Origin of the sequence: Mycolicibacter sinensis, assembly GCF_001673565.1 — a bacterium.
GTDB classification, from domain to species: domain Bacteria; phylum Actinomycetota; class Actinomycetes; order Mycobacteriales; family Mycobacteriaceae; genus Mycobacterium; species Mycobacterium sinense_C.
Window position 1 is genome coordinate 32,288 of record NZ_LZMF01000007.1, and the last position, 25,212, is coordinate 57,499.

General features: G+C 67.4%; 21 protein-coding genes. 7 read left to right on the forward strand and 14 right to left on the reverse strand.

Features of this window, described 5'->3' with window-relative positions; translation table 11 throughout:
• Positions 1–8 precede the first annotated feature (8 nt).
• The 4 genes from A5648_RS01400 to A5648_RS01415 form a co-directional block, all read right to left on the reverse strand.
• On the reverse strand, positions 9–1,019 hold the full coding sequence (locus tag A5648_RS01400; protein ID WP_065022830.1) for a histidine phosphatase family protein: 1,011 nt from the start codon (positions 1,017–1,019) through the stop codon (positions 9–11).
• Positions 1,020–1,101: 82 nt separating this feature from the next.
• Positions 1,102–1,836, reverse strand: a complete 735-nt coding sequence (locus A5648_RS01405) for an enoyl-CoA hydratase (RefSeq protein WP_082966276.1) — start codon at positions 1,834–1,836, stop codon at positions 1,102–1,104.
• Positions 1,833–2,636 carry an NUDIX hydrolase gene (locus A5648_RS01410; RefSeq protein ID WP_065022832.1) on the reverse strand — a complete coding sequence of 268 codons (804 nt, stop codon included), beginning with the start codon at positions 2,634–2,636 and terminating at the stop codon, positions 1,833–1,835. Before A5648_RS01410 ends, A5648_RS01405 begins: the two co-directional genes overlap by 4 nt.
• Positions 2,633–3,487, reverse strand: coding sequence for an ABC transporter ATP-binding protein (locus A5648_RS01415; protein WP_065022833.1), 855 nt, complete (start codon positions 3,485–3,487; stop codon positions 2,633–2,635). Before A5648_RS01415 ends, A5648_RS01410 begins: the two co-directional genes overlap by 4 nt.
• A gap of 139 nt (positions 3,488–3,626) precedes the next feature.
• Here A5648_RS01415 and A5648_RS01420 point away from each other — a divergent pair, with 139 nt between their 5' ends.
• Positions 3,627–5,012 carry a PE-PPE domain-containing protein gene (locus A5648_RS01420; RefSeq protein ID WP_065022834.1) on the forward strand — a complete coding sequence of 462 codons (1,386 nt, stop codon included), beginning with the start codon at positions 3,627–3,629 and terminating at the stop codon, positions 5,010–5,012.
• 59 nt (positions 5,013–5,071) lie between these two features.
• Here the strand turns inward: A5648_RS01420 and serB are convergent, their stop codons facing one another.
• Positions 5,072–6,298, reverse strand: a complete 1,227-nt coding sequence (serB, locus tag A5648_RS01425) for a phosphoserine phosphatase SerB (RefSeq protein WP_065022835.1) — start codon at positions 6,296–6,298, stop codon at positions 5,072–5,074.
• A gap of 58 nt (positions 6,299–6,356) precedes the next feature.
• The gene (gene ctaD / locus A5648_RS01430) at positions 6,357–8,081 is read right to left on the reverse strand and encodes an aa3-type cytochrome oxidase subunit I (protein ID WP_064854812.1); all 1,725 of its coding nucleotides are present in this window, start codon (positions 8,079–8,081) and stop codon (positions 6,357–6,359) included.
• Between the two features lie 186 nt (positions 8,082–8,267).
• On the opposite strand from ctaD, the gene A5648_RS01435 reads away from it, so the two are divergent.
• Positions 8,268–9,299: an iron-siderophore ABC transporter substrate-binding protein gene (locus A5648_RS01435; RefSeq protein ID WP_065022885.1), complete on the forward strand. Its 1,032-nt coding sequence runs from the start codon at positions 8,268–8,270 to the stop codon at positions 9,297–9,299.
• Here A5648_RS01435 and A5648_RS01440 read toward each other — a convergent pair.
• Positions 9,292–11,172: a hypothetical protein gene (locus tag A5648_RS01440; protein WP_065022836.1), complete on the reverse strand. Its 1,881-nt coding sequence runs from the start codon at positions 11,170–11,172 to the stop codon at positions 9,292–9,294. The genes A5648_RS01435 and A5648_RS01440 overlap by 8 nt on opposite strands.
• Before the next feature lie 304 nt (positions 11,173–11,476).
• On the opposite strand from A5648_RS01440, the gene A5648_RS01445 reads away from it, so the two are divergent.
• Positions 11,477–13,069: an adenylate/guanylate cyclase domain-containing protein gene (locus A5648_RS01445; RefSeq protein WP_065022837.1), complete on the forward strand. Its 1,593-nt coding sequence runs from the start codon at positions 11,477–11,479 to the stop codon at positions 13,067–13,069.
• Positions 13,070–13,201: 132 nt separating this feature from the next.
• On the forward strand, positions 13,202–14,254 hold the full coding sequence (locus tag A5648_RS01450) for an NAD(P)-dependent alcohol dehydrogenase (RefSeq protein ID WP_065022838.1): 1,053 nt from the start codon (positions 13,202–13,204) through the stop codon (positions 14,252–14,254).
• Positions 14,255–14,268: 14 nt separating this feature from the next.
• Here the strand turns inward: A5648_RS01450 and A5648_RS01455 are convergent, their stop codons facing one another.
• A complete protein-coding gene (locus A5648_RS01455) occupies positions 14,269–15,435 on the reverse strand; it encodes a CynX/NimT family MFS transporter (RefSeq protein WP_065022886.1) in 1,167 nt (388 codons plus the stop codon).
• A gap of 141 nt (positions 15,436–15,576) precedes the next feature.
• Between A5648_RS01455 and A5648_RS01460 the strand changes: the two genes are divergently transcribed.
• Positions 15,577–16,251, forward strand: a complete 675-nt coding sequence (locus A5648_RS01460; RefSeq protein WP_065022839.1) for a FadR/GntR family transcriptional regulator — start codon at positions 15,577–15,579, stop codon at positions 16,249–16,251.
• Positions 16,252–16,256: 5 nt separating this feature from the next.
• Here A5648_RS01460 and A5648_RS01465 read toward each other — a convergent pair whose 3' ends face one another.
• From A5648_RS01465 to A5648_RS01475, 3 genes are all read right to left on the reverse strand, one after another.
• Positions 16,257–16,670: a DoxX family protein gene (locus A5648_RS01465; RefSeq protein WP_065022840.1), complete on the reverse strand. Its 414-nt coding sequence runs from the start codon at positions 16,668–16,670 to the stop codon at positions 16,257–16,259.
• A gap of 48 nt (positions 16,671–16,718) precedes the next feature.
• Complete coding sequence (locus A5648_RS01470) at positions 16,719–17,864, reverse strand: MFS transporter (protein ID WP_207511569.1); 1,146 nt, start codon at positions 17,862–17,864, stop codon at positions 16,719–16,721.
• A gap of 143 nt (positions 17,865–18,007) precedes the next feature.
• A complete protein-coding gene (locus A5648_RS01475) occupies positions 18,008–18,952 on the reverse strand; it encodes a GlxA family transcriptional regulator (RefSeq protein ID WP_065022842.1) in 945 nt (314 codons plus the stop codon).
• A gap of 152 nt (positions 18,953–19,104) precedes the next feature.
• On the opposite strand from A5648_RS01475, the gene A5648_RS01480 reads away from it, so the two are divergent.
• Together A5648_RS01480 and A5648_RS01485 are read left to right on the forward strand one after the other, a co-directional pair.
• Complete coding sequence (locus tag A5648_RS01480; RefSeq protein ID WP_207511571.1) at positions 19,105–19,740, forward strand: HD domain-containing protein; 636 nt, start codon at positions 19,105–19,107, stop codon at positions 19,738–19,740.
• An 18-nt stretch (positions 19,741–19,758) separates the two neighbouring features.
• The gene (locus A5648_RS01485) at positions 19,759–20,460 is read left to right on the forward strand and encodes a nitroreductase family protein (RefSeq protein WP_065022844.1); all 702 of its coding nucleotides are present in this window, start codon (positions 19,759–19,761) and stop codon (positions 20,458–20,460) included.
• Between the two features lie 30 nt (positions 20,461–20,490).
• Here A5648_RS01485 and nrdF read toward each other — a convergent pair whose 3' ends face one another.
• The 3 genes from nrdF to A5648_RS01500 form a co-directional block, all read right to left on the reverse strand.
• A complete protein-coding gene (nrdF, locus tag A5648_RS01490) occupies positions 20,491–21,465 on the reverse strand; it encodes a class 1b ribonucleoside-diphosphate reductase subunit beta (protein WP_207511561.1) in 975 nt (324 codons plus the stop codon).
• A 97-nt stretch (positions 21,466–21,562) separates the two neighbouring features.
• Positions 21,563–23,074 (reverse strand): flavin-containing monooxygenase, encoded by a 1,512-nt coding sequence (locus A5648_RS01495; RefSeq protein WP_065022845.1) that lies wholly within the window; start codon positions 23,072–23,074, stop codon positions 21,563–21,565.
• A 118-nt stretch (positions 23,075–23,192) separates the two neighbouring features.
• Entirely contained in the window at positions 23,193–25,148 is a 1,956-nt protein-coding gene (locus A5648_RS01500; RefSeq protein WP_065022846.1) for a hypothetical protein, read from the reverse strand.
• Positions 25,149–25,212: the final 64 nt, after the last annotated feature.

Below are 25,212 nucleotides of genomic sequence, written 5' to 3' on the forward strand. Positions count from 1 at the left end.
AGTTGGGACTAGCCGCTCAGCGCCCCGCTGAAGGTGTCGATAACCGCCTGCGGGAAGGCGGTGATCGCCGCGACGACCTGGTCGAATCCGGTCTGCAGGGCGGCGGTGATGTCGGCCTGGTCGCCGCCCTGGAAGGCCTCCAGGATGTGCCAGGCGGCGACCTGCGGCGCCGTGGTGAGATCGCGCCAGTCGACGAACAATCCGGTGAGCAGGTCCGGGGTTGCCGACACCTCGTGCCCTTCCCAGCTGACCAGCGTCCAGCCGTCGGTCGGATTGCCCTCGATCACCACCTGGCCGGTGTTGGCCAGCGGAGTGTGGGTGTCGAGCAACTCTTTGATGACCAGCCCGAAGTCGGGGTTCTTGACGTTCATCAACGTCCAGATCGCGATCGTGCCCGCGTGGGCGAACACCGCGCTGCTCAGCGGGTTGTCCGGGTCGGACACGGTGTGGTTGTAGACGGTTTCGATCGCGTCGGTGACGCGGTCGTTGAACGCCACCCCGTTGGGGTCGATCGCGGATCCCATCATCGGTACCCAGTACTGACCCATGACCCACATCAATGTCGGTAGGGCGTAGGCGATCTGGGTGAGCGTGTCGAGTTCGCGCCCTTCGAACCACCCCGCATTGATCTCGTTGAGCCCGGCCAGGTGCGTGACGTCCATTCCCAGCAGATCGGACAGCGGCTGGGCGGTGTGCTGGGCGCGGATCATCTCCGAGGCGAAGAGCCCGGCGATCCCGTCCGGGAACGCCTCATGAATCGCCGGGGCGACGTCTGCCGCCTGCTGCCGGCCGAGCTCGGTGAGCTCCGCACCCGGCGCCAAGGTGCCCAAATAGCCTTCGGCGTTGTCCACCGACTCGCCGTGGCGCACCAAGTCCAGGGTGATGTCCTGGGCGGTCAGCAGTATGTCCACCGCGGCGACGTCGGGCAGCGGCGTCGCGACCGGGGTGGCAGCGACAGCTCCCGCGGCGACCAGCGCAGCGGTCGCGGTGATCCACAGACGGGTGGCAAGTGGCTGCATTGGTCTCTCTCCCTGACGCCGGCACGCGGCGAACATCGCCGCGTGACTGAACGTTAGCTGATAAGAGAGTTAGAACGGGCGATTATCGGGGGTTTTCGCCGAGTCCGGCGGCGAACGCTTGGGCGTAGCGGCGGCGGTCCGCCGCGGCCCGCTCGGCTGGGGACAGCGTGGCCACGGAGTCGATCGATGCCTTGGCCGCGGCCAGCGCCTGCCGCGGGGCATCGACAAACCGGCCGGCCCAACTCATCGCCGCGTCGTAGACCGTGTCGGGGGCGACCATATCGTCGATCACGCCCAGTGCCAGCGCCTCCTCGGCATCGAAGAACCGCCCGCTGTAGGCCAACTCCTTGGTGCGGCTGGCCCCGATGGTGCGGGTCAATCGGGCCAATCCCGCCCCATCGGCAACGAGGCCGGCCAGGATCTCGGTGGCGCCGAACTTGACGTTGTCACCACTGACCCGCCAGTCCGCCGCCAACGCCAGCGCCAGGCCGCTACCCAGCGCGTACCCGGTGACCGCGGCCACCGTCGGCTTTCCGATCGCCGCCACCGCCTCCACGGCCTCCTGTCGGACGGCCGCGAAGCGCTCGGCCTCGGCGGGGATCAGGGTGCGAAGTTCGGGAACGTCGTCACCGGCGCAGAAGATCTCGTGGCCACCGAACAACACCACCGCGGCGACGTCGTCGCGCGCCGAGACCTCCGCGGCCGCCTCGGTGATCTCCCGGTAGACCTGACGGGTCAAGGCGTTGCTCGGCGGACGCGACAGCACCAGGGTGGCCACTCCGGCCGGCGACGGGTGGAGCGTGACGAATTCGCTCATCCGGGCCACCGCGTTCCGCGCGCCTCGTTATAGCGCGTCGAGTCGAAGAACTCGATCTCCCAATTGTCGCCATGCCGGGCCAGCCTCGGCTGGGTCACCACGATCTGGCGCTCCAGCGTCAACACGTCCTGCACGCTGCGCCCGACCAGCGAATCCAGTTGGGTCCAGGTCGGCGGCAGCAGGAAGCTGCGCCCGGCCGCGAAGTCGGCGATCGCGGCGTCGGGGGTGACCCAGCCGGCGCGGTCGGACTCGGTGTTCTCGCCGTCGGCACGCTGCCCGCCCGGCAGCGCGGCAACAAAGAAATAGGTGTCGTAGCGGCGGGTGCGCTCGGCCTCTGGTGTCACCCAGTTCGCCCACGGCCGCAACAGCTCGGCGTGCAGCACCAGATTCTCGGTGCGCAGGAAGTCGGCGAACGACAGCTCGCCGACGGCCAGCGCGCGCCGGGAGTCGGCATACACCGACGCATCGGCGACGACGCGCTGCGGATCGTCGGCGGGGCCGGCGAACAGCACACCGGATTCCTCGAAGGTCTCCCGCACCGCCGCGCACACCAGCGCTGCGGCCAGATCGATCTCGACGCCGAAGCGCTGCGCCCACCAGGACGGGTCCGGCCCGACCCAGGCGATCTCGGTGCTGCGGTCGCGGTCGTCGACCCCGCCGCCGGGAAACACCATCACCCCGGCGGCGAACTCCATGGCGGCGTGGCGGCGCATCAGGAAAACGTCGAGCGCGGTGTCCCCGTCACGCACCAGCATCACGGTCGCGGCGGGTCGCGTCGGCAGGGGTGGTGGCTGGTTCATGCCTGCCTCCGATGAGCGGCCCGGCCGCGGGTCCGGCGGGCGAAGTATCGCCCGTCGATGACGTCCAAGGAGATCGACTGACCGAACGCGGCCGTCAGGTTCTCGGCGGTCATCACATCGCTGAGCAGACCGGCCGCCACGGGGCGGCCCTCGGCCAGCAGCAGGCAGTGACTGAAACCGACCGGAATCTCCTCGACGTGGTGGGTGACCAGCACGATCGCCGGCGCGTCCGGGTCGGCGGCCAGATCAGCCAGCCGGGCGACCAGTTCCTCCCGGCCACCCAGGTCCAGGCCCGCCGCCGGTTCGTCGAGCAGCAGCAGCTCGGGGTCGGTCATCAGGGCGCGGGCGATCAGCACCCGTTTGCGCTCACCCTCGGACAGCGTGCCGTAGGTGCGGTCGGCCAGGTGTTCGGCGCCCAGACTCTCCAGTAGGTCCACGGCGCGGTCGTGATCCATGGCGTCGTAGCGTTCCCGCCAGCGCCCCAGCACCGCATAGCCCGCCGAGATGACCAAGTCGCGGACGGTTTCGTGGTCCGGAATCCGCTGAGCCAGCGCCGAGGAGCTCAATCCGACCCGAGCTCGCAGTTCGGTGGAGTCGACCCGGCCCAGTTGCTCGCCGAGCACAAAGGCCGCGCCCGAGGACGGGTGTTCGGTGGCGGCGGCGATCCGCAACAGCGAGGTCTTGCCGGCGCCGTTGGGCCCGATGATCACCCAGCGTTCGTCGAGCTCGACCGACCAGTCCAGCGGCCCCACCAGGGAGCGCCCGTCCCGGCACAGCGAAACGCCCTCGAAGTGGATCAACAGATCTTGGTCGGCCGCCGCAAGCGGGCCGGGGCGTCCGGTGTCGGGCACGGCCCTATGGTGCCGTACCCCGACCCGGTGGCGACCGGCCGGGGTGCCGGTATCACCGGCCGCCGTGCAAAAAAGGTCGTTGTCATTTCCGCGACAGTGCGCGCACACTGTCGCCTGAGCAATGTTTAAGGGGGGTTCGATGCTTCTCTTTCCCGCCGCACTCGCCGTCGGGCTCGCCGCCGGTCTCCTCGCCTCCCCGCTGCCGGACGCCCAGGAGCAGGCGATACGGCTCACCGCAGCCGACGGCACGTCTTCGCTGGGCGGCGGCACGGCCCTCATCCTGGGTGGCAGCGGCTTGCCGACGCCGAGTCAGACCTACGCCGACTTCGCCGTCAACCAATACCTGGCACCCCACGGCTTCACCGGCACTACGCAGATCGTCACCACCCCCGAAGGGCTCTACCCGTTCCTGGGCCCGTTCGGCCTGGGGTTCGACAAGTCCGAGGCGCAGGGCGCCCAACTGCTGGTCAACGCCATCCAGGACCAGATCGCCGACGGACACGTGGACGCCGCGAACCCGGTGGTCGTGTTCGGCTATTCGCAGGGCGCCGACGTCGAGACCGTCGCCATGTCACTGCTCGCCGAGCAGGGCGTTCCCCGCGACCTGGTGCACTTCGTACTGGTCGGTGATCCCGCCAACCCCAACGGCGGCATGCTGGAACGGTTCAACCTGCCGGACGACAGCATGCCGACGATCCCGAGCCTGGGGCTCACGTTCAGCGGCGCCACCCCGGACGATCTGTATCCCACCGACATCTACACCCACGAGTACGACGGTTTCGCCGACTTCCCCCGGTACCCGATCAACTTCCTGGCCGACCTCAACGCGGCGCTGGGCATCGTCTTCGAACACACCACTTACCTGGGGCTCACCCCCGAGGAAATCGCCGACGCGGTAGCGCTGCCGACCTCGACGGCCGATACCTTGACCAACTACTACATGCTGCCGGCCGACACCCTGCCGCTGCTGGCTCCGCTGCAACTGCTGCCGTTCATCGGTAACCCCCTGGTAGACCTGCTGCAGCCGGCACTGCGGGTGCTGGTGAACCTGGGCTACGGCAACCTCGAGCACGGCTGGGATCAGGGCTTCGCCGATGTGCCCACGCCGCTCGGATTCCTACCGGATGCCAGTGTGCTGCAACAGGTTCCGCAAGCCCTGGCCGACGGCCTGGTGAAGGGCGTCACCGACGCGTTCAAAGATCTGACCGACCCGAACAACTACGTGTACTTCCTGCCGTCATGGGCCGAACAACTCGTCAAATCCGCGGAAATGCTTCCGGGAAGCCAGTTCTCGGTGCTGTCGATGGTGCCCACCACTTGGGGGGACCTCTTCGGCGCCTTCCCACCGCACACCGGAATCCCACCACTGGACATGCTCAGCGCGGTGCTGTTCACGCTGCCGCAACTGGACTACCAGATCTTCACCAGTGAACTCGCCGACGGAAACCTGCTCGACGCCATCGGCACCCCGATCGCCGCTGACCTCGGGTTGCTGCCGCTGATCGTGGTGGGCGCGCTGTTTTAGGGGGCCACGCCGATGGCGGCGACCCGCAGCGCCCGGCTCCGCCGCGCTTGCGATCGCCGCTACTCCGGCGGGATCTCGACCCGGCGCAGCACCCCGTCGTGCGCGTCGGCGGCCTCGATCTCCGCGCGGGTGACACCCAGCAGGAACAGCACCGTGTCCAGGTACGGGTAGCTCAGCGATGCGTCGGCGACCTCGCGCAACGCCGGTTTGGCGTTGAACGCCACGCCCAGCCCGGCGGTGGCCAGCATGTCGATGTCGTTGGCGCCGTCGCCTACCGCGACGGTCTGCTCCAGCGGCACGCCGGCCCGGTCGGCGAACTCGCGCAGCGCATCGGCCTTGCCCGCCCGGTCCACCACCGGCCCGATCACCCGGCCGGTGAGTTTGCCGTCGACGACTTCCAACTCGTTGGCGGCGACGAAGTCCAACTTCAGTTCGTCGGCCAGCGGAGCGATCACCTGGCGGAAGCCCCCGGAGACCACCCCGCACTTGAAACCCAGCCGGCGCAACGTGCGCAATGTGGTGCGCGCCCCGGGCGTGAGCTCGATCTGCTGGGCCACTTCGTCGATGACACCGGCGGGAAGCCCGGCCAGCGTCGCCACCCGGTGATGCAGTGACTCGGCGAAGTCGAGTTCGCCGCGCATGGCGGCCTCGGTGATCGCCGCGACCGCGTCCCCGGCGCCGGCGCGCGCGGCCAGCATCTCGATGACCTCGCCCTGGATCAGAGTGGAGTCGACATCGAAGACGATCAGGCGCTTGGTCCGCCGCGACAGGCTGGCGTCCTGGAAGGCCACGTCGACCCGCTGCTGCGCGGCGACCTGGCTCAACGCGAACTGCAACTGGCCGGCCGCGCCGGGGGGCACCGAAACCCGCAGTTCCAAGCCGGTGACCGGGTAATCCGAGACGCCCCGGATCATGTCGATGTTGGCGTCGATCTCCGCGATCTCGGTGGCCAGCGCTCCGAGGGCGGCGGCGGTCACCGGCCGCCCCAGCACCACGATCCGGTGCGTGGACGGCACCGCGATGATCGGGGCGTCGTCGCTGCGTTCGATCGTGACGTCCAGCCCGACGCCGTGGATGGCCGCGGTGACCTCGGCGGCCAATGCCGTCCCGTCGGCCACCTCCGGTACCGCCGACACCAGCACGCCCAGCGTCAGCCGGCCGCGGACCACGACCTGTTCGACGTTGAGCAGCTCGATCTGATACCGCGACAGCGCTTCGAACAGCGCCGACGTCACGCCCGGCTGATCGACGCCGGTGACCGTGATCAGCACCGGAACCTTGGGCATGCTCACCCGCGGCGGCGGCCGGACCGGACCCGGCGCCACCTCACCCCCAGCGGGCTCATCAAGCGTTTGCGGGCTCGTACAGCTCGTCGCCGGGGTGACGGCCGACGTGCGCCTCGGCACGCAGCCGATCGATCATGTGCGGGTAGTGCAGCTCGAAAGCCGGGCGCTCCGAACGGATCCGGGGCAGCTCGGTGAAGTTATGCCGCGGCGGCGGGCAGCTGGTCGCCCACTCCAGCGAGTTGCCGTAACCCCACGGGTCATCCACGGTGACGACCTCGCCGTAGCGCCAGCTCTTGAACACGTTCCAGGTGAAGGCCAGCATCGAGGCACCCAGGATGAAGGCGCCGACCGTGGAGACGATGTTGAACGGCTGGAATCCGTCGGTGGGCAGGTAGTCGGCGTAGCGGCGCGGCATGCCCATGTTGCCCAGCCAGTGCTGGATCAAGAAGGTGGTGTGGAACCCGATGAACGTCAGCCAGAAGTGCAGCTTGCCCAGCCGCTCGTCGAGCAGCCGCCCGGTCATCTTCGGGAACCAGAAGTAGATTCCGGCGAACGTGGCGAACACGATGGTGCCGAACAGCACGTAGTGGAAGTGCGCGATCAGGAAGTAGCTGTCGCTGACGTGGAAGTCGATCGGCGGGCTGGCCAGCATGACGCCGGTCAGGCCGCCGGCCAGGAAGGTGACGATGAAGCCGAGCGAGAACAGCATCGGCGTCTCGAACGTCATCTGGCCCCGCCACATGGTGCCGATCCAGTTGAAGAACTTCAGCCCGGTCGGGATGGCGATCATCAGGGTCAGCAGCGCGAAGAACGGCAGCAGCACCGCACCGGTGGCGTACATGTGGTGCGCCCACACCGCCGTCGACAGCCCGGCGATGCTCATCGTCGCGTACACCAGGGTGACGTAGCCGAAGATCGGCTTGCGGGCGAAGACCGGGATCACTTCGCTGACGATGCCGAAGAACGGCAGCGCGATGATGTACACCTCGGGATGGCCGAAGAACCAGAATAGGTGTTGCCATAGCAGCTCGCCGCCGTTGGCGGAGTCGTAGATGTGCCCGCCCAGGTGCCGGTCGACGGCCAGGCCGAGCAGGGCCGCGGTCAGCAGCGGGAAGACGATCAGCACCATGATCGAGGTGACCAGGATGTTCCAGGTGAAGATCGGCATCCGGAACATCGTCATCCCGGGGGCGCGCATGCACGCCACGGTGGTGATCATGTTGACCCCACCGAGGATGGTGCCCAGGCCGGCGACGGCCAGGCCCATGATCCACAGGTCGGCACCGGCGCCCGGTGAGTGCACCGCGTTGCTCAGCGGGGTGTAGCCGGTCCAGCCGAAGTCAGCCGCGCCGCCGGGGGTGATGAAGCCGGCCAGCGCGATGGTCGCGCCGAACACGAACAGCCAGAACGAGAAGGCGTTGAGCCGCGGGAACGCCACGTCCGGGGCGCCGATCTGCAGCGGCAGCACCAGGTTGGCGAAGCCGAACACGATCGGGGTGGCGTAGAACAGCAGCATCACCGTGCCGTGCATGGTGAACAGCTGGTTGAACTGCTCGTTGGACAGGAACTGCAGGCCCGGTGCGGCCAGCTCGGTGCGCATCAGCAGCGCCAGCAGGCCACCGATGAAGAAGTACACCATGCAGGCGACGCAGTACATGATGCCGATCAGCTTGTGATCGGTGGTCGTGATCATCTTGTAGAGCAGGCTGCCCTTGGGACCCATCAAAGGGGGGAACGGCCGACTCGGCTCGAGTTCTGCGCGCGGGGGTGCTTCGGCGGTCAACATTCCTCCAAACATGGGCATCCCGGAACTTGGGTCGAATCCTAACCCCGAGCCTCTCCGCGCCGGTATAGCCCTCCTACAAACTGTCGTATTCGTCTCCTCCCCGGGCCGCTGGCGAGCGGGTGTTACCGTCACCGCGTGATCAGGGCGGACCGGCGGACAGTGTCCGCGGCAGCATTGGCCGTGATGCTGATCACGGTCTCGGGTTGTTCCGGCGATGGCGCGGAAACGGCCCCGACGTCCACCACCACCACCATGGTCGCCGGCGCCGGAGTGCTCGGCAACGACCGCCGGCCCGACGAGTCCTGCGCCCCGGAGCCGGCCCGGGCCGATCCGGGACCACCGATGCGGTCGGTCCACAACGCGGCCGGGGTGGAGCCGACCGGCGTCGAGGTACCCGAGGACGCAGAGCGCATCGTGGTGCTCTCCGGCGATCAGCTCGATGCGCTGTGCGCGCTGGGCCTCCAGTCCCGCATCGTCGGGGCCGCGCTGCCCGACGGCGCGGAGAGCCAGCCGTCATATCTGGGCGCCGTGGTGCACGGCCTGCCGGCCGTGGGCACCCGCAGCAATCCCGACACCGACGCCATCGCCGCATTGCGCCCGGATCTGATCCTGGGGGCACAGGGCCTGACGCCGGGATATGCCGAGCTGGCCTCGATCGCCCCGACGGTGTTCACCGGCGCGCCGGGCGCGGCCTGGGAGGACAACCTGCGCGGGGTCGGCGCCGCGACCGCGCGCAGCGGCGCCGCCGACGAGGTGCTGGGCAGGTTCAGCGAGAAGGCCGATGCCACCGGCGAGTCCAGCGACGCCACCCACTTCCAGGCGTCGGTGGTGCAGCTCACCGACAACGGCCTGCGGGTGTACGGGGCGGCCAACTTCGCCGCCAGTGTGCTCAAGGCGGTCGGGGTGGACCGGCCGCCGGCGCAGCGGTTCACCGACCAGCCCTACCTCGAGATAACCGCGGGTGACGGCGATCTGGGCGGCCGCGCGGACTTCTCGGCGGCCGACGGTGACATCGTCTACGTGTCGTTTGCCTCGCCGGCGGCCAAGGCGCGAGCGGCCACCGTGTTCGACAGCGTCTCCTGGCGCCGGCTGGCGGCCAACCGTGACAGCCGGGTGTTTGTGGTGAACAACGAGGTGTGGCAGACCGGGCAGGGACCGATCGCGGCCCGCGGAGTGGTCGACGATCTGCGCTGGGTGAGCGCGCCGATCAACTGAGCGGCCGCTGCGCGATCAGCTGCCGCAGTTCGGCTGAGGCCCGCTGACGGGCCTGCTCGGCCTCATCGCGAAGCCGGCGCACCTCGGAGTCCAACTCACCGACCCGGTCTTGCAGGGCGTTGAGCTCACGCACCTGCCGGTTCCGCAGTTCGCCTTCGGCGCCCTCGGTGCCGAGCACCCGCAGCTGTTCGGCGATGCGGCTCTGCGCGGTGTAGACCTCGTCGCGCTGTTCTTCGGCGCGTTCGCGTTGCGCGTCGAGCCGGCGAGCGTTGTTCTGATGCGCCAGCACCTGCGAGAGCGCGCCGACCGTCCCAGCGTCCAATGACCGGCCGGCCAGCCACTGCTCCAGCCGGCCCGGTTCCAGGTCGTCGTAGCCGATCTCGGATGAGACCGGCCAGGTCTGCAGCACCGTCGCTTCGGCGCTCTGGTGTCCGGCCACCGGGACGCCGAACCGGCACCAGCTCCCGTCCCGGCCGGCCTCAGTGGCGCCGTCCTGCGCGGTGACGGAGTGCTGAGGAGGCACGAACAGTTCGAAGATGACGTCCGCCGGGTCGTCGTGGTCGTTGTCCGCGTGCAGCGTGTGTCGCCGCTCGCAGCGCTGCTCCTCGATCACGGCGTCGGCGGTCAGCCGGATCCGGGTGGTGACGGTCTCAAAGCTCGCGAAGCTGTGGCAGCGAATCGCGAGATCCTTGGCGAACGCCAGCCGCACCTCGGCGTCGCGCGCGGTGAAGCCCAGCATGGCCTCTCCGGCGTAGCCGTCCTGTTCGTAGATGACGGCCGGGCCTTCTTCGAGCACCACGCCGGTGGTGTTGGTGAACGCCAGCACAATGTCGGGGGCGGCCCCGCGGTCCTCGCGCCACACCACCTCCCGGCGAACCGCGTCGACGGGCGCCACCGCCAGCGGGACCATCGCCGCGCCGCCCCGCTTCAACGACACCGGCGCGCCCAGCCGGTATTCGAAATACTCACCGCGGTCTTCGGTTTCGACGTCAGCGGCGGCCGCGTCGTAGCCGCCGGCCGTGAGCATGACGTCCGCCCCCAACCGCGGCGCTGCGGCCATGGCACTGTGGGCGCGCCGGGGCGCCGCGATGCGCTCGCTCTCCTCCACCACCACCCGCTGCACCCGGCGGCCGTGGTAGAGGTCGATGTCGAACGAGATCGGTTGGCCGGTAGTCAAAGTCACCTCGACGTCGGCCAGATCCTCATCGATCGGGTTGTGGATGATGCCCGTCGCCACCAGGGTCACCGTGTCGCCGTCGCGGATCACCCGGTAGGACACCCGCCACATCGGCGCGGCCACCAGATAGGACATCCTGAAGTCGTCGGCGGCACCCCGGATCTGCACGGTGACATCGCAGTTGTGGCCCGCCGTGGCGGCGCGCGACCGGTCGATCAGGTAGTCCAGATCGTCTTGGGACGCCGCCTCCAGCACGTCGAGACGCCGGGCGTCGGCGAGGTCGACCAGCGTGAGCGCGCCGGATTCGGACCGCAGCACCAGCAGCCGGCTGTGCTTACCCGCACCGGCCGCCCCGTCCACACCGATCACCGCACCGCGATGCGCCTGGTCGCCGCAGTGCACCTCGACGGCTCGGCCGCGCAGCGCATCGAGCAGGCCGACGAGCGCCTCCCCCGAGTCCAGCAGCAGATTGCGGTCGGCCAGTTCGGTGTCCGGATCCGCCGGGGTGTCGAAGCAGACCGCGCCGACCGACGCACTCCCGCCGACGGCGTCGACGGTCAGCGACTTGAGCACGTCCTTCATGTCGTCGCGACGAAAGGTCAGCGCGAAGTCGCCGTCCACCGGCCCGCGGCGACTCACGAAGGCCACCCCGTGCTTGTAGAGGACGAGGCGATCGACTTTGGGGCGAGTAACCATTGGCGCACGATAACGTGCGGCACCGACATCATTTTCACGCCGCAAGACGGCACCGAAAATTGCACCACCGTCGACATTGCAGCGAACTCTCAGCCTTACCGCTCAACTTCACAGCAATGCGTCACACGCATTCGCTGACGTGCACCGCTTTCCGGGTGCGAGGAAACGGAAACCTGCTGTATCGCAAGGCTTTCCTTCCGGATGACGCTTCCCGCCGGGGCCGGCGACCGCCCGTGTGATCGGCGTGGTGTCTGGCCACTTCGTTTTCGGCGACGGCTAACCGCGGCCGCAGTACGCTCATTCCGTGCCGGAAACGTCATATGCCAAGTGCGGCGACCTCAGCCTGGCCTATCAGCTATTCGGCGACGGGCCGATCGAGTTCGTCATCGTCGGGCCGTTCGTCACCCATGTCGAGCTGGCCTGGACCCTCCCCCAATTCAAGGCGTTCGTCGACCAGCTCGGTACGTTCTGTCGCGTTGCCTGGTTCGACAAGGCCGGGGTCGGGCTGTCGGACCCGGTGCCGAAAGTTCGCACGCTCGAGGAACGAGCATCCGAGATCGAGGCGGTCATGGATGCGGTCGGCTTCGAACGGGCCGTGGTGTGCGGTCTGAGTGACGGTGGACCGGTCGCCATCATGTTCGCGGCGACATGGCCGACGCGGACGAGGGCGCTAATCCTTTCCGGCACAGTTCCGTATTGGGGTTTCGAGGGCTGGGACGACCTGGATCGAGACCCGGCGGAGCTGCGGGCGCTTTTTCTTGCCGAGCTCGGTGCGGACTACACGCCGTCGATCGAGCAGCTCGCCCGCTTCCAGCAAGCCGGTCGCACGGTGCGGTCCGGGTGGGGCAACGGTGAGACAGCCAGCATCAGTGCCCCATCGTTTCGGTCCCTACGCCAGCTCGCGATGTGCGAACGCATGTGTGCGAGCCCGGGAATGGCGCGGGCATCCTTTGAGGCGGCGTTTCTGATCGACGTGCGGCCGATCCTGCCGACGCTCACGGCACCCACCCTGGTCATCCATGCCCGGGAGGACCCCGCGGTTCCGGTGCAGGGCGGCCGGTATATCGCCGCACATATCCCAGGCGCGCGATACCTGGAGGTCGAGGGTATCGACCACGCACCCTTTCTGACCGAGCCGGACAAGATCCTGACGGAGGTCGAAGAGTTCCTCACCGGCAGCCATGCGGCGCCGGCGCAGTCACATCGGGCCCTGCGCACCGTATTGTTCACCGACATCGTCGCGTCGACGCAACGCGCCGCGGCGACCGGCGACGACCGGTGGCGAGCGGTGCTGCAGCGCTTCGGTGAAATCACCGCCGAACTCACGGAGCGATTCAGCGGCGCGGTGGTGAAGAGCACCGGCGACGGCTACCTCGCCACGTTCGACGGCCCGACGCAGGCGATCCGCTGTGCCGAGGCGTTGCAGACCGACGCCGACGCACTGGGCATCGAGATCCGGGTGGGCATCCACACCGGTGAGTGCGAACTGATCGACAACGACATCGCCGGGATGGCCGTGCACATCGCCGCGCGGATCGTCGGCCAGGCCGGCGCGGGCGAGATTCTGGTGTCGCGTACCGTGCGCGATCTCGTCGTCGGCTCGGGCACGGGCTTCGAGGACCGCGGTAGCGTCGAGCTTCGCGGCGTTCCCGGCACCTGGCAACTTCTGGCCATCGATCGCAACGGCCCGGCGGCCGGATCAGCCGAGGCCGAACTGGCCTCGACGCCGACTCCCGGCCCGCAGGCCTCGATGCGCCGCTCGGACCGGGCCGTAGCCGTGATGGCACGGCAGACACCATGGATCCTGCGCGGGGCAGCCCGTATCGCGCTGACCACCCGCCGCAAATCGAACGCCCGGCACGTCGACCCGCGGCGGGATGTGTCAAAGATTACGTAGCTGCCCCGGCACGCCCTCACGCTGGGCAAATAGGCATCGCGATCGCGCCTAGCCCGGGAACGGACAACCACCACACAATTTACTTCGCTAGGCTATATAAAAACGCCGAGTCGCGAAGAGAGATAATCACCGATGAGCACCGTTTCCGCTTATGCCGCCACGTCGCCGACCGACCCGCTGAGCAAGACCACCATCACCCGCCGGGACCCCGGCCCGCACGACGTCGCCTTCGACATCGCTTTCGCCGGCATCTGCCACTCCGACATCCACACCGTCAAAGCCGAGTGGGGCCGCCCGCAGTACCCCCTGGTGCCCGGACACGAGATCGCCGGGGTGGTGACCGCGGTCGGTGCGCAGGTCACCAAGTTCAAGGTCGGCGACCGCGTCGGCGTCGGCTGCTTCGTCGACTCCTGCCGGGAATGCCCCAGCTGCCTGGCCGGCCACGAGCAGTACTGCACCGGCGGCGGCATGGTCGGCACCTACGCCGGCGTCGGCCGCGACGGCCAGCCCACTCAGGGCGGCTACAGCGGTGCGATCGTGGTCGACGAGAACTACGTGTTGAGCATCCCGGACGAGATTCCGCTGGACGCCGCCGCGCCGCTGCTGTGCGCAGGCGTCACCACCTACTCTCCACTGCGCCACTGGAATGTTGGCCCCGGCAAGCGAATTGCGGTCGTCGGCCTCGGTGGACTGGGTCACCTGGCCGTCAAGCTGGGTGCCGCGATGGGCGCTGAGGTGACGGTGCTGTCGCAGTCGCTGAAGAAGATGGAGGACGGGCTGCGGTTGGGCGCCGAGCACTACTACGCCACCAGCGACCCCGAGACGTTCAAGAAGCTGCGCGGCAACTTCGACATCATCCTCAACACCGTCTCGGCGAACCTGGATCTGGGCGCGTACCTGAACCTGCTCACCCTGGACGGCACGCTGGTCGAGTTGGGCATGCCCGAGGGTGCGCTGGCGGTGCCGCCGGGCCCGCTGGTCCGGATGCGGCGCAGTGTGTCGGGGTCGTTGATCGGCGGGATCGCCGAGACCCAGGAGATGCTGAACTTCTGCGCCGAGCACGGGGTGCGCCCCGAGATCGAAGTAATCGAACCGGACTACGTCAACACCGCCTACGAGCGGGTGCTGGCCTCCGACGTGCGCTACCGCTTCGTCATCAACACCGCGTCACTGCGACAGGTCTGAGCTGGACTTCTGCCTCACACGTAGCGGCCCCGCCCGGCCAGGGCGCCCGCCAGGGTCTGCACCAGGTAGACGGCGAGCATCATCAGCCACGGCACGGTCCAGCCGCCGCTCACGTGGTGCAACAGACCGAACAGGAAGGGGCCGACGCCGGCCAGCAGGTAGCCGAAACCCTGCGCCATCCCCGACAGGCGCGCGGTGTCCTCGGCGTCGCGGGCGCGCAGCGCAATCACGGTGAGCGCCAAGGAGAAAACGCTCATTCCCAGCCCCACCAGCACACTCCACAGCAGCGGTGCGGCGGCCGGCGCGATCAGCAGACCGAGTATTCCGGCGATGCCGAGCACGCCCAGGCCGACGATCCATCCGCTTTGGCTGTCGCGGCGGGCGGCCAGCGGCGAGACGATCAGGCTGATCGGCACCGCGATCAGCGAGATCAACCCGAGCAGCAGTCCGGCGCGCGTTTCGCTGGTGCCGTTCTCGATCAGCACCTCGGGCAGCCAGCCCATCACCACGTAAGCCAGGAACGACTGGGTGCCGAAGAACAGCGTGACGGTCCAGGCCAGCTTGCTGCGCAACAGCGACCGGCCCTTTGTCGCGACCGCGGGTGCGGGTGCGGCGGTGGCCGCCCGCTCGAATCCGCGGGCCCCCACCACCCAGGCCGCCAGCGCCAGCAACGCCAGCGCGCTCCATGCCCCCAGCGCCGAGCGCCAGCCTCCCAACGCGTTGTCGAGTATCGGGGTGACCGCGGAGCCCAGTGCTCCTCCCCCTTGCAGCGCCGCGGTGTAGATACCCGTCATCAGACCGACCTGCGCCGGAAACGACCCCCGGATGATGACCGGGATCAGCACGTTGATCAACGCGATGCCGGCGGTGGCCACCAGTGTTCCGCCGAGCACGACCAGAGGTCCGTCGCACACCCGGATCAGCAATCCCGCCACGAGGGTGAGCAGTGCCGCCGAGACCGTGCGGCCCAATCCGATCCGGCGGGACAACCACGGCGCGCCCAGTCCGGCTCCGGCGAAGCACAGACCCGGCAGGGTGGTCAGGACGCCGGCCCAGGTGTCCGAGACACCCAGTGCTGCCCGCATCTCCGGGAGCAGCGGCCCCACGCTGGTGATCGCCGGGCGCAGGTTCAGCGCGGTCAGCACCACCGCGACGGTCAATAGCGCGCCGCCGGCCGCCATCGTCGCCGGCCGGAACTCGGCGGCACCCTCGAGTTCCAGTTCGAGATCATGCTCGTACTGGTCGCGTGTTGCGGTACGGGGCGCGCGGGTCACCTGAAGTAGGATCGCATACATCCTATGATTGGATGAAGGGAGGATGCTGTGCCGTTGGTCACCACTCGCCGCACCGGCTTGGTAGATCAGGTGATCGAACAGCTTCGCGCCTCGGTGACCGGCGGCGAATGGCCGGTCGATTCACGAATCCCCACCGAGCCGGAACTCGCCGATGCGCTCGGCGTCGGCCGCAACACCGTGCGCGAGGCGGTCCGGGCACTGTCCCATAGCGGCATCCTGGAGGTCCGCCAAGGTGACGGGACCTATGTGCGCGCCACCAGCGAGGTGTCCGGTGCAGTGCGCCGGCTGTGCGGCTCTGAGCTGCGCGACGTGCTGCAGGTACGGCGCTGCCTGGAGGTGGAGGGGGCCCGTCTGGCCGCGACCGCCCGCACCGACGACGACCTGGCCGCATTGCGCGCCCTGTTGGATCGCCGCGACAGCCACCAGCAGCAGGGCCGACACTCCGACTTCGTTCGGTCGGACACCGATTTTCATCTCGCGGTGGTGCGCTGCTCGCACAATCCGGTGTTGACCGAGCTGTACTGCGGGCTCACCGAGGTGGTGATGGCCAGTGTGGCCACGACGAGCGCCACACCGGTGCATTCGGACCAGATCCGGCACCGGGGCCTGGTGGAGGCGATCGCCGCCGGCGACGTCGAGGCGGCCGGACGCGAGGCGGGCGGATTCCTCGACGAGCTGTTAAATCGGCTGCCGCCAAGCTGAGTCGCTCAGGTGCGCCGAATTCCCAACACCCGCAGCAGTTCCGGCCGGCGCAGGATGAGCGCGATCCACACCAACACGCCGACATACACCCCGGACAACACGAAACCCGCCAGCGGCTTGTCGGCATGCAGGTTCATGGTCACCGCCCCGCCCAGGTAGGCGGTGAGGCCAAGGGCACCCAGCACGGCGGTGCGCGGAATCAGGAAGACGATCAGACACACCAGCAGGACCCAGCCGATCACCGCGGTCTTGTCCGGGGAGAAGCCGAGCGCTTCGGTGCCTTCGCGGGCGAAGGACACACCGAGGATCTTCGGGATGCTGTCGAACGCAAAGAACAGCCCCAGCAGAGCGGTGAGCCCGGCTCCGGCGGTCCATGCCCGAGAGCGTCGCGGCGTGGTGGCGTCGCTGTTTGTCGTCATCCTGCACTCCTCGAAGGTGATCGTGATGAGATCGGCGTGACTGCAACACTATGCGGTTGCCGAGGCTTCCGGCTCGCGGGCGTGTAGCCGCAACGCGGTGTAGGCGAACATGATCAGCGCGGTCGCCACCAGCAACAACAGTCCGACGGTGTAGTCGTTGCGCACCGGATCGTAGGTCGCGCCCATCACGATCGGCGGGAAGTAGCCGCCCAATCCCCCTGCCGCGGAGACGATTCCGGTGACAGCTCCCAGTGAGCCGGCCGGAGCGCGGCGGGTCACCCACCCGAAGACGCCACCGGTGCCGATACCCAACCCAACGGCCAGCGTGATGAACGTGGCCGCCGACCAGACGTCGGGCGGCGGCTTGAGAGCGGCGACGGCGGCCATCACCGCGGTGACCGCCAGCGAAGCCAACACCACGTACTTGGGCGCGATACGGTCGGCCAGCGCGCCGCCGACGGGCCTGGCCAACACCGCGGCCAGCGCGAACGCGGCGGTGCGTTCACCGGCAGCCACCTGCGAGAACCCGTAGATGGTCTTGATGTAGATGGGCAGGTAGTTGCTGAACGCTACGAAGCCGCCGAACACCACGCCGTAGAGCAGCGACATCTGCCAGGTGACCCGCAGCCCGGCAGCCGCCTTGAGCTTGGGCACCACCGGCGCGGTGTTGGGAGAGAAGTACTCGCCGTTGCTCATCACCACGACGCACACCACGACGGTGACCGCCAGCGCGGCCGCGACCATGTAGTGGGTGTACAGCAACCCGAATCGCCGCGCCATGCGCGGGGTGAAGAACGCCGACAGCGCCGTGCCTGCCATGCCCATCCCGAACACACCCGTGGAGAAACCGCGGCGAGCCGGCTCATACCAGTTGTTGGCGAACGGAATACCGATCGCGAACACCGTCCCGGGTATGCCCAGCAGCAGAGCCGAGGCCAGCACCAGTGGATAGGAGCCGGCGGCTTCGGCCGCACCCACCGCCAGCACCGGCCCGATCGAGGCCAGCGACACCCCGATGAACATCGTGCGGCCGCCGAACCGATCGGTCAGCGGCCCGGCCACCATCCGGCCCAACGAGCCGGCCAGGATCGGGGTGGCGACCAGCATCGCGACCTGGGTACTGCCCAGCGACATCCGCGCCGCATCGGTCATGGCCACCGGGCCGATGAGATTCCAGGCCCAGAAGTTGATCATCGACACCCAAGTGGCCAGGGCCAGCTGCACACCCCGGCGGGCGCCGAGATCTGGTCGATCAACGCTCCCCACTGGAATATGCAAACACCGTGAAGCGCGGTCGACTCGTCATTCGCCCAAAAAGGCGACGCGCGGGCCGGCGTTCAGCCACGCAGAGCGGTGCGGAATCTGTCCCGGTAGGCCTTCGGGGAGACGCCGAGGTGATCGACGAACACCCGTCGCAGAGTTTCGGTGCTGCCGAAGCCCGCGAGCCGTGCGGCGTCGGTGACGCTGTGGCCGGCGTCCAGGGCGGCCCGCGCGGCGTCGACGCGGACCTTTTCGACATAGTCGGCCGGGGTCATTCCCAGCTCGGATCGAAACAACCGGGTCAGCTGCCGCGTACTGAGACTGGCCCGGATGGCAAGCGAGCTGACCCGGTGATCGGCGCCGGGATCGGCGGCAATCGCGTCGGTAACCGCTCGCAGCGCGGACTGCGGGGCCGGGTCGGCCTCGACCAGCGTGGAGAATTGCGACTGCCCGCCGGCGCGCTTGAGATAGACCACCAGCCACCGGGCCACGGCCCGGACCAGCTCGGCGCCATGGTCGATCTCGACCAGCGCCAGCGCCAGGTCGATACCCGAGGAAACCCCCGCCGAGGTGAACACCTCGCCGTCGCGGACGAAGATCGCGTCCGGCTCGACGGTGACCTCGGGGAAGGCGCGAGCGAACAACCGGACGTCATGCCAGTGGGTGGTGGCGCGGCGGCCGTTCAGCAGACCGGCTTGCGCGAGAACGAAGGACCCGGTGCAGATGGAGGCCAGCCGGCGGGTGCGGCCCGCGACGGACTTCACCGCCTGCACCAGCTCCGGATCGATCGCACGGCGCGGCAGGTTGTCGGCGCCGGCGATCATGACGGTGTCGGCGGATTCGATCGATGACAGGGCGTCGGTAACACCTAAACGCGTCCCGATCGAGGTGGTGACGTCACCCCCATCCACCGAGGCGATCTTGATCCGGTAGTCGGCGCCGAACCGGTTGGCTTCGGCGAAGACTTCACCGGCTCCGGCGACATCCAACATCGTCACGTCGTCGAAGACGACGATCACCATGACCCGCGGTGGTGCGCTGGCGTCAGCCACGGCTTCATTGTGTCGCAATCTGAGGTTTTGACGGCTCGATCGCACCGCGTGGACCTAGCACATCGGCGGCAGGCTGGTTTCTGTTCGACCAACCAAGGAGACCGACTGTGACCATTCAGCGGATCGAGACCATCGCTGACGTCGTCATACCCGACACGCCGCTCGCCCGTGAGGCGACCGAGTTCATTCGCAGCGCCGAGGACGACGTGCTCTTCCACCACTCCCGACGGGTGTATCTGTTCGGCGCGCTGCACGGTCGCCGGTCGGGGCGACAACCAGATCTGGAACTGCTCTATGTGGCGGCGATGTTTCACGACTTCGGCCTCACCCCGCGTTACCGGAATTCGACCCAGCGTTTCGAGATCGACGGCGCCGACGCCGCACGCGAGTTCCTGGTGGCCCGCGGCATAGCGCAATCCGACGCCGACCGGGTGTGGCTGGGCATCGCACTACACACGACGCCGGAGATCACCGGACGCCTCGACACCGAAACGCACTTGCTCGCAGCGGGTGTCAAGACCGATGTGGTCGGTGTGGGCCGGGCTGATCTGGACGCGGCGCACATCGACGCGGTGGTCGCCGCCCATCCGCGCCCCGACTTCAAGAACCGCATTCTGGCGGCGTTCCACAACGGTATGAAGCATCGTCCGGAGACCACGTTCGGGACGATGAACGACGACATACTGGCCCATTTCGACCCGACGTTCCAGCGCGGCAACCTGGTCGACAGCATTCTCAACAGCCCATGGCCCGAATAGCGGAAAGGAGCAGGCAACATGGAGATCCACGAAGCGCTGTACACCACCAGGATGATGCGGCGGCTGCGACCCGATCCGATCCCACTGGACACCCAGGCCCGCATCCTGGACGCGGCCGTACGCGCACCCAACGGAGGTAACACGCAACGCTGGCACTTCCTCGCTGTCGACGACCCAAAACTCAAACGCGAGCTGGCCCAGTTGTTTCGACAGGCCCGCGCCGTCGAGTACGAGAAGTTTGCGACGGGTACGGGGCCGATGGTCGCTCCGGCTCCCGGCGCGGATCCGGCCCACCATGTCGAGACCATGCGCCGGATGAGGGGCTCCGGCGATTATCTGGCCGACCATTTCGAAGAAGTCCCGCTGTTGCTGTTCGTCTTCGCCATCGACGATCTCGCTGGGGCCAACATCTACCCGGCGATCTGGAGCGCGTTGCTCGCTGCCCGCGCCGAGGGCGTCGGCGGGGTCATGACAATGGTGCTCCGCAACTTCACCGACCGCGTCAACGAGCTGCTGGGCGTGCCCGTTGAGCAAGGCTGGACGATGTCAGCCATGCTCGCGCTGGGCTACCCCCGGGGTAAGTGGGGTGTCGCTGCCAATCGTCGTCCCGTGCAGGAGGTTTCATCACGAAACCGCTGGGGTGCACCGTTCGGCGTCGAGGTCCCGCAGCCGTTGTGGCCGCACGACTACCTGGCACCCGACCTGGCCACGGTCGGTTGAGAATGCTCCCCGGCCTCCAGCCCGCGGTCTTTAGAACTCCCAGTCTTCGTCTTCGGTGATGACGGCCTTTCCGATCACGTACGACGAACCCGACCCGGAGAAGAAGTCGTGGTTCTCGTCGCCGTTGGGGCTCAGCGCCGACAGGATCGCCGGGTTGACGTCGGTCTCGTCGCGCGGGAACAACGCCTCGTAGCCGAGGTTCATCAGTGCCTTGTTGGCGTTGTAGCGCAAGAACTTTTTGACGTCCTCGGTCAGCCCGACCCCGTCGTAGAGGTCCTGGGTGTACTCGACCTCGTTGTCGTAAAGCTCGAAGAGCAGCTCGTAGGTGTAGTCCTTGAGCTCTTGGCGCTTGGCCTCGTCCAGGGCGGCCAGTCCGCGCTGGAACTTGTAGCCGATGTAGTAGCCGTGCACGGCCTCGTCGCGGATGATCAGCCGGATCACGTCGGCGGTGTTGGTCAGCTTGCCCCGGCTCGACCAGTACATCGGCAGGTAGAAGCCGGAGTAGAACAGGAAGCTCTCCAGCAGCGTGGAGGCCACCTTGCGCTTGAGCGGCTCGTCACCGCGGTAGTACTGCATGACGATGGCCGCTTTGCGCTGCAGGTTGGTGTTCTCCTCCGACCAGCGGAAGGCCTCGTCGATCTCGTTGGTCGAGCACAGCGTGGAGAAGATCTGGCTGTAGCTCTTGGCGTGCACGGACTCCATGAACGCGATGTTGGTGTAGACCGCTTCCTCGTGCGGGGTCAGCGCGTCGGGGATCAGGCTGACCGCGCCGACGGTGCCCTGAATGGTGTCCAGCAGCGTCAGGCCGGTGAACACTCGCATGGTGAGCTGCCGCTCCTGATCGGTCAGCGTCCCCCAGGAGGGGATGTCGTTGGAGACCGGCACCTTCTCGGGCAGCCAGAAGTTGCCGGTCAGCCGGTCCCAGACCTCGAGGTCCTTGTCGTCTTGGACCCGGTTCCAGTTGATCGCCGAGACGCGGTCGATCAGCTTCACTTTTTCGCTCACCACAACCCCATTTCACCCGCGGGAAGCTAGGCCTCCGACACTACCCCTGGGGGCCGACAACCCGCGGCAACACAAGAAGTTGTGTCTGCGTGTCGCCTCAGCCCACTCCGGAAAAACGGTACTCGCCCGTCCGCAACGACCGGGTGGACTGCCAGTACTGCCAGGTCATCCCGCTCCACAGGGTGCGGTTGACGCCGTGCTCGTCGAGGTACCAGCTGTTGCAGCCGCCGGTCATCCACACCGAGCCGGCGAGCTTGTCCTGAAGCTCGGCGTTGTAGCGGTCCTGGGCGGCTCGGCTGGGCGCTAAGGCCTGCGCGCCGGCTTTGTCGGCGGCGGCGATCGCCTGGGCGACGTAGCGGATCTGCGACTCGATCATGAACACCACCGAGGTGTGGCCCAGCGCCGTGTTGGGGCCCAGCAGGAAGAACAGGTTGGGCATGTCGGCCACAGCGATACCGCGGTGCGCCTCCACTCCTTCACGGTTCCAGCGCTCCACCAGATCCTCGCCGTTCGGCCCGGTGATGCCGACGTAGGTGTAGGAGTCGGTGACATGGAATCCGGTCGCGTAGATGATGACGTCGACCGGGCGCTCCACGTTGTCGGCGGTGACGATGCCGCTCCGGGTGATGCGGGATATCCGGTCGGTGATCAGCGTCGTCGTCGGATCGGCCACCGCCCGGTAATAGTTGTTGCCGGAATAGAGGATTCGCTTGCAACCGGCCCGGTACTGCGGCGTCAGCTTGCGGCGCAGCTCTTTGTCGCGAACCTGGCGACGAATGTTCAGTTTGCCGACCGCCTCGATCAGACGCAGCAGGCCGGGCCGCTTGGTCATCGCGAATCCCACGCCTTCCAGCGCCCAGTAGATGCCCGCCCGCACCGCGTAGCGCAGGCCGGGCACCACCGCGAAGGCCTGTCGCACCGCATCCGGCAGCTGATGATGCGGCACCGGTACCACCCACGCGGGGGTGCGCTGGTAGAGCTGCAGTTCAGCAACCCGGTCGACGATCGCGGGCACGATCTGGATCGCGCTGGCGCCGGTTCCGATGACCGCGACCCTCTTGCCGGTCAAGTCCACGCTGTGGTCCCACTGCGCGGAATGGAATGCGGTACCGGCGAATTCGTCGATCCCGTCAATGTCGGGCAGCCGCGGAATGTGCAGACCACCGACGCCGGAGACCACGAACTGGGCCACATACTCCTGGCCGTCTTCGGTGAACACATGCCAGCGGAATTCGTCGTCGTCCCACGTCGCGCGGGTCACCTTCGAACCGAACCGGATGTGGCGACGCAGGTCGTATTTGTCGGTGACACCCTTGAGGTAGTCCAGGATCTCCGGTTGCGGGGAGAACAGCCGACTCCAGGTGGCCTTCGGCTCGAAGGAGAACGAGTAGAGGTGCGATGGCACGTCGCAGGCGCAGCCTGGATAAGTGTTGTCACGCCAGGTCCCGCCGATCTCGTCGGCCTTCTCCAGGATGAGGAACTCCACGCCCTGCTTCTGCAGCGCGATGGCCATGCCCAGGCCGGAGAATCCGGTGCCGATGATGAGCGCCCGAATGCGTACCGGTGCACGTTGGCCGGCGTCATCAGCGGTGTGATCGGTCAGCGTCATCGCGCGTCCCTCCCTTTTCGGGTATCGATGTTCAGTGTGTTTGCTGGACCTGAGTCCGTCAACGCCCGTGCCGCCTTCCCGGAGGGTGTGCGGGAAGGCGGCACGGCGGTTACGGCACTCAGCCCATCAGCGCTGCTGTGACCTGGTTGTTCAGATCGACCAGCGACTCCATCAGCGGTGAGTACGGGCTCAGGTCGAAGCTGTTGCCGGCGTTCAGGATTCCGGTCGACATGTCGTCCCGCGCGTTGAGCAGGCCCGCGATGATGCCGGTGGTCGGGTCGTCCCAGGCCATATCGAAGACCGTTCCGAGCCTTTCCATACCACCGGTCAGCGTCGTCAACGCCTGCGTCCAGTCGCCGGAGCTGAAGTCGCCCTGCAAACTCTGCCAGGTCTGGTCCGCGACAGCCTTCGAACTCATCATGGCCAGCAGTATCGGCATCTCGATGTCTTTGACCGCCAACGGCATATTGCCGACGAACGCCGCCATAGCACCGGCCGGATTGGTCAAGAACTCCGAAGCGACGGCGTCCAGGTTCGGCATCAGCGCGGGGTCGCTCATCCGGTCCCAGACCGTCGGCGCGTCAACCTGGCTGCCGAAGATCTTCTCGAAGTTCTCCTCGCCCATCGCGGCCATAACCTGGTAGCGCAGGAGGTTGGCCCCCAGCCAGGAGATGTCGTGGTCCTGGTCCTGGTTGTAGTTCCAATTGAACAGGCGCTCGTGCAGCAGCGCCGCCTGCTCTTCGGGGCTGACAAGGGGGTGATCGGCCGGCAGATAATCCTTGACGTCGGCGACATTCACCACCTGGGAGAACGTCTGGGAACCCGTCGGGTTGCCCTCCACGCCCTGCCAGCGAACTCCGAGCATTCCGTTGACGAGGCCGCCGGTGTCGATCCAGTTGGCGACCCCGGGATCTTTGGCGCTGACAACGTAGTAGGTGTATCCGTCAGGATCTTCGAACGTCTGGGTGCTGTTCAGGCTGCCTTGCGCGGTCACGATCGGGACGTTCTGCCCCCAGGCGTTGGCCAATTCCAGGCCGGAGTACCGGGCATCGAGGTTGGGCACCTTGACGATCAACGCCTCATCGTCATCCAGCTGGAAGTGCCCCATCGTGCTGTATTGACCGGGCATGAGTCCGTTGATCGCGGTGGTCGACGATGCGACCGGGGTCATCCAGTTGGGCGGTAGCGAATCGGGAATCCTGGTCTGGTCGTAGTAGACGGCATCGGCATTGGTGGTGGGAATATCCCTGGCGACGTTGCTCAACAGCGTCGTCAGTTGCTCGTCTGTGAGGAACGGTAGGTGGTACGTCGGCGCAACGCCCTCTTGCTGGAGCGAGAAGAAGTCGTGCGGCAATCCGGCGTCACCGATGGAGTTGCGAATGAGCATGGTTTCGGCACCACTGGTGTCGATCCAGTTCCCGTCATGCGGCGTGGAGCTGAAGGTGATCGTGTAGCTGCCGTCAGCATTCGGCGTGGCCCCGGACAGGCTGAGCACATGGCCGGTGGGCAAGTAGCCCTGCTCCGAACCGATCGTGCCCGACAGCGTTGTGAACGACACATCGAGGCTGCCGGCACCGGGGTGGACCGTCATCGTGTACGTGCCATCCGCGCTGATCGGGATGACGCCGTACTGATTGTCCGGGTTCACCAGGATGTAGAACTGTCCCGGGTCGGCCGAGTTGGCGTCCCACGGGAACCCCAGCAACCACTGGATCCCGGTATTGGGGCTGAACATCTCGCCGTATTGCAACGCCAGCTCGGTGGCCGCCAGGCCCTGGATGTACTGCGGCAGCGAGTCAATATCCGACGGAATGATGAACGGATACTGGCTGTTCGTGTCGTACACCTGCTGCTGTGCATCGAGCAGTTGGTCGATGATCGACTGCATGGCAGCCGTCGGCCCCGTCGCGGCGACCGCATGCGGGGTCGCCAACGTCATCGCCAGCGCCCCGGCCACCGCTCCCGGTGCCGTGGCGGCGACGACACGCAGCCGTTGCCGCAGCCGGCGCCGCTGGGCGGCTTTCTCGTTGGCGCGCTCGACGGCTGCGCGTTGGGTGGATCCGATGCGCGACATGTGGTCCTCCGGTATGTGGTCAAGGTGCGCTGTGACGGCTGTCACCTGATAGCGACCTGATTGT

Excerpts from the sequence above, each read along its gene's own strand:
- A5648_RS01440 (WP_065022836.1), bottom strand. The coding sequence starts at position 11,172 with ATGGTTACTCGCCCCAAAGTCGATCGCCTCGTCCTCTACAAGCACGGG.
- serB (WP_065022835.1), bottom strand. The coding sequence starts at position 6,298 with ATGCCCAAGGTTCCGGTGCTGATCACGGTCACCGGCGTCGATCAGCCG.
- A5648_RS01485 (WP_065022844.1), top strand. The coding sequence starts at position 19,759 with ATGGAGATCCACGAAGCGCTGTACACCACCAGGATGATGCGGCGGCTG.
- A5648_RS01475 (WP_065022842.1), bottom strand. The coding sequence starts at position 18,952 with ATGGTGATCGTCGTCTTCGACGACGTGACGATGTTGGATGTCGCCGGA.
- A5648_RS01420 (WP_065022834.1), top strand. The coding sequence starts at position 3,627 with ATGCTTCTCTTTCCCGCCGCACTCGCCGTCGGGCTCGCCGCCGGTCTC.
- A5648_RS01435 (WP_065022885.1), top strand. The coding sequence starts at position 8,268 with ATGCTGATCACGGTCTCGGGTTGTTCCGGCGATGGCGCGGAAACGGCC.
- A5648_RS01400 (WP_065022830.1), bottom strand. The coding sequence starts at position 1,019 with ATGCAGCCACTTGCCACCCGTCTGTGGATCACCGCGACCGCTGCGCTG.
- A5648_RS01405 (WP_082966276.1), bottom strand. The coding sequence starts at position 1,836 with ATGAGCGAATTCGTCACGCTCCACCCGTCGCCGGCCGGAGTGGCCACC.
- A5648_RS01495 (WP_065022845.1), bottom strand. The coding sequence starts at position 23,074 with ATGACGCTGACCGATCACACCGCTGATGACGCCGGCCAACGTGCACCG.
- A5648_RS01470 (WP_207511569.1), bottom strand. The coding sequence starts at position 17,864 with ATGATCAACTTCTGGGCCTGGAATCTCATCGGCCCGGTGGCCATGACC.
- A5648_RS01465 (WP_065022840.1), bottom strand. The coding sequence starts at position 16,670 with ATGACGACAAACAGCGACGCCACCACGCCGCGACGCTCTCGGGCATGG.
- A5648_RS01500 (WP_065022846.1), bottom strand. The coding sequence starts at position 25,148 with ATGTCGCGCATCGGATCCACCCAACGCGCAGCCGTCGAGCGCGCCAAC.
- A5648_RS01450 (WP_065022838.1), top strand. The coding sequence starts at position 13,202 with ATGAGCACCGTTTCCGCTTATGCCGCCACGTCGCCGACCGACCCGCTG.
- A5648_RS01455 (WP_065022886.1), bottom strand. The coding sequence starts at position 15,435 with ATGGCGGCCGGCGGCGCGCTATTGACCGTCGCGGTGGTGCTGACCGCG.
- A5648_RS01410 (WP_065022832.1), bottom strand. The coding sequence starts at position 2,636 with ATGAACCAGCCACCACCCCTGCCGACGCGACCCGCCGCGACCGTGATG.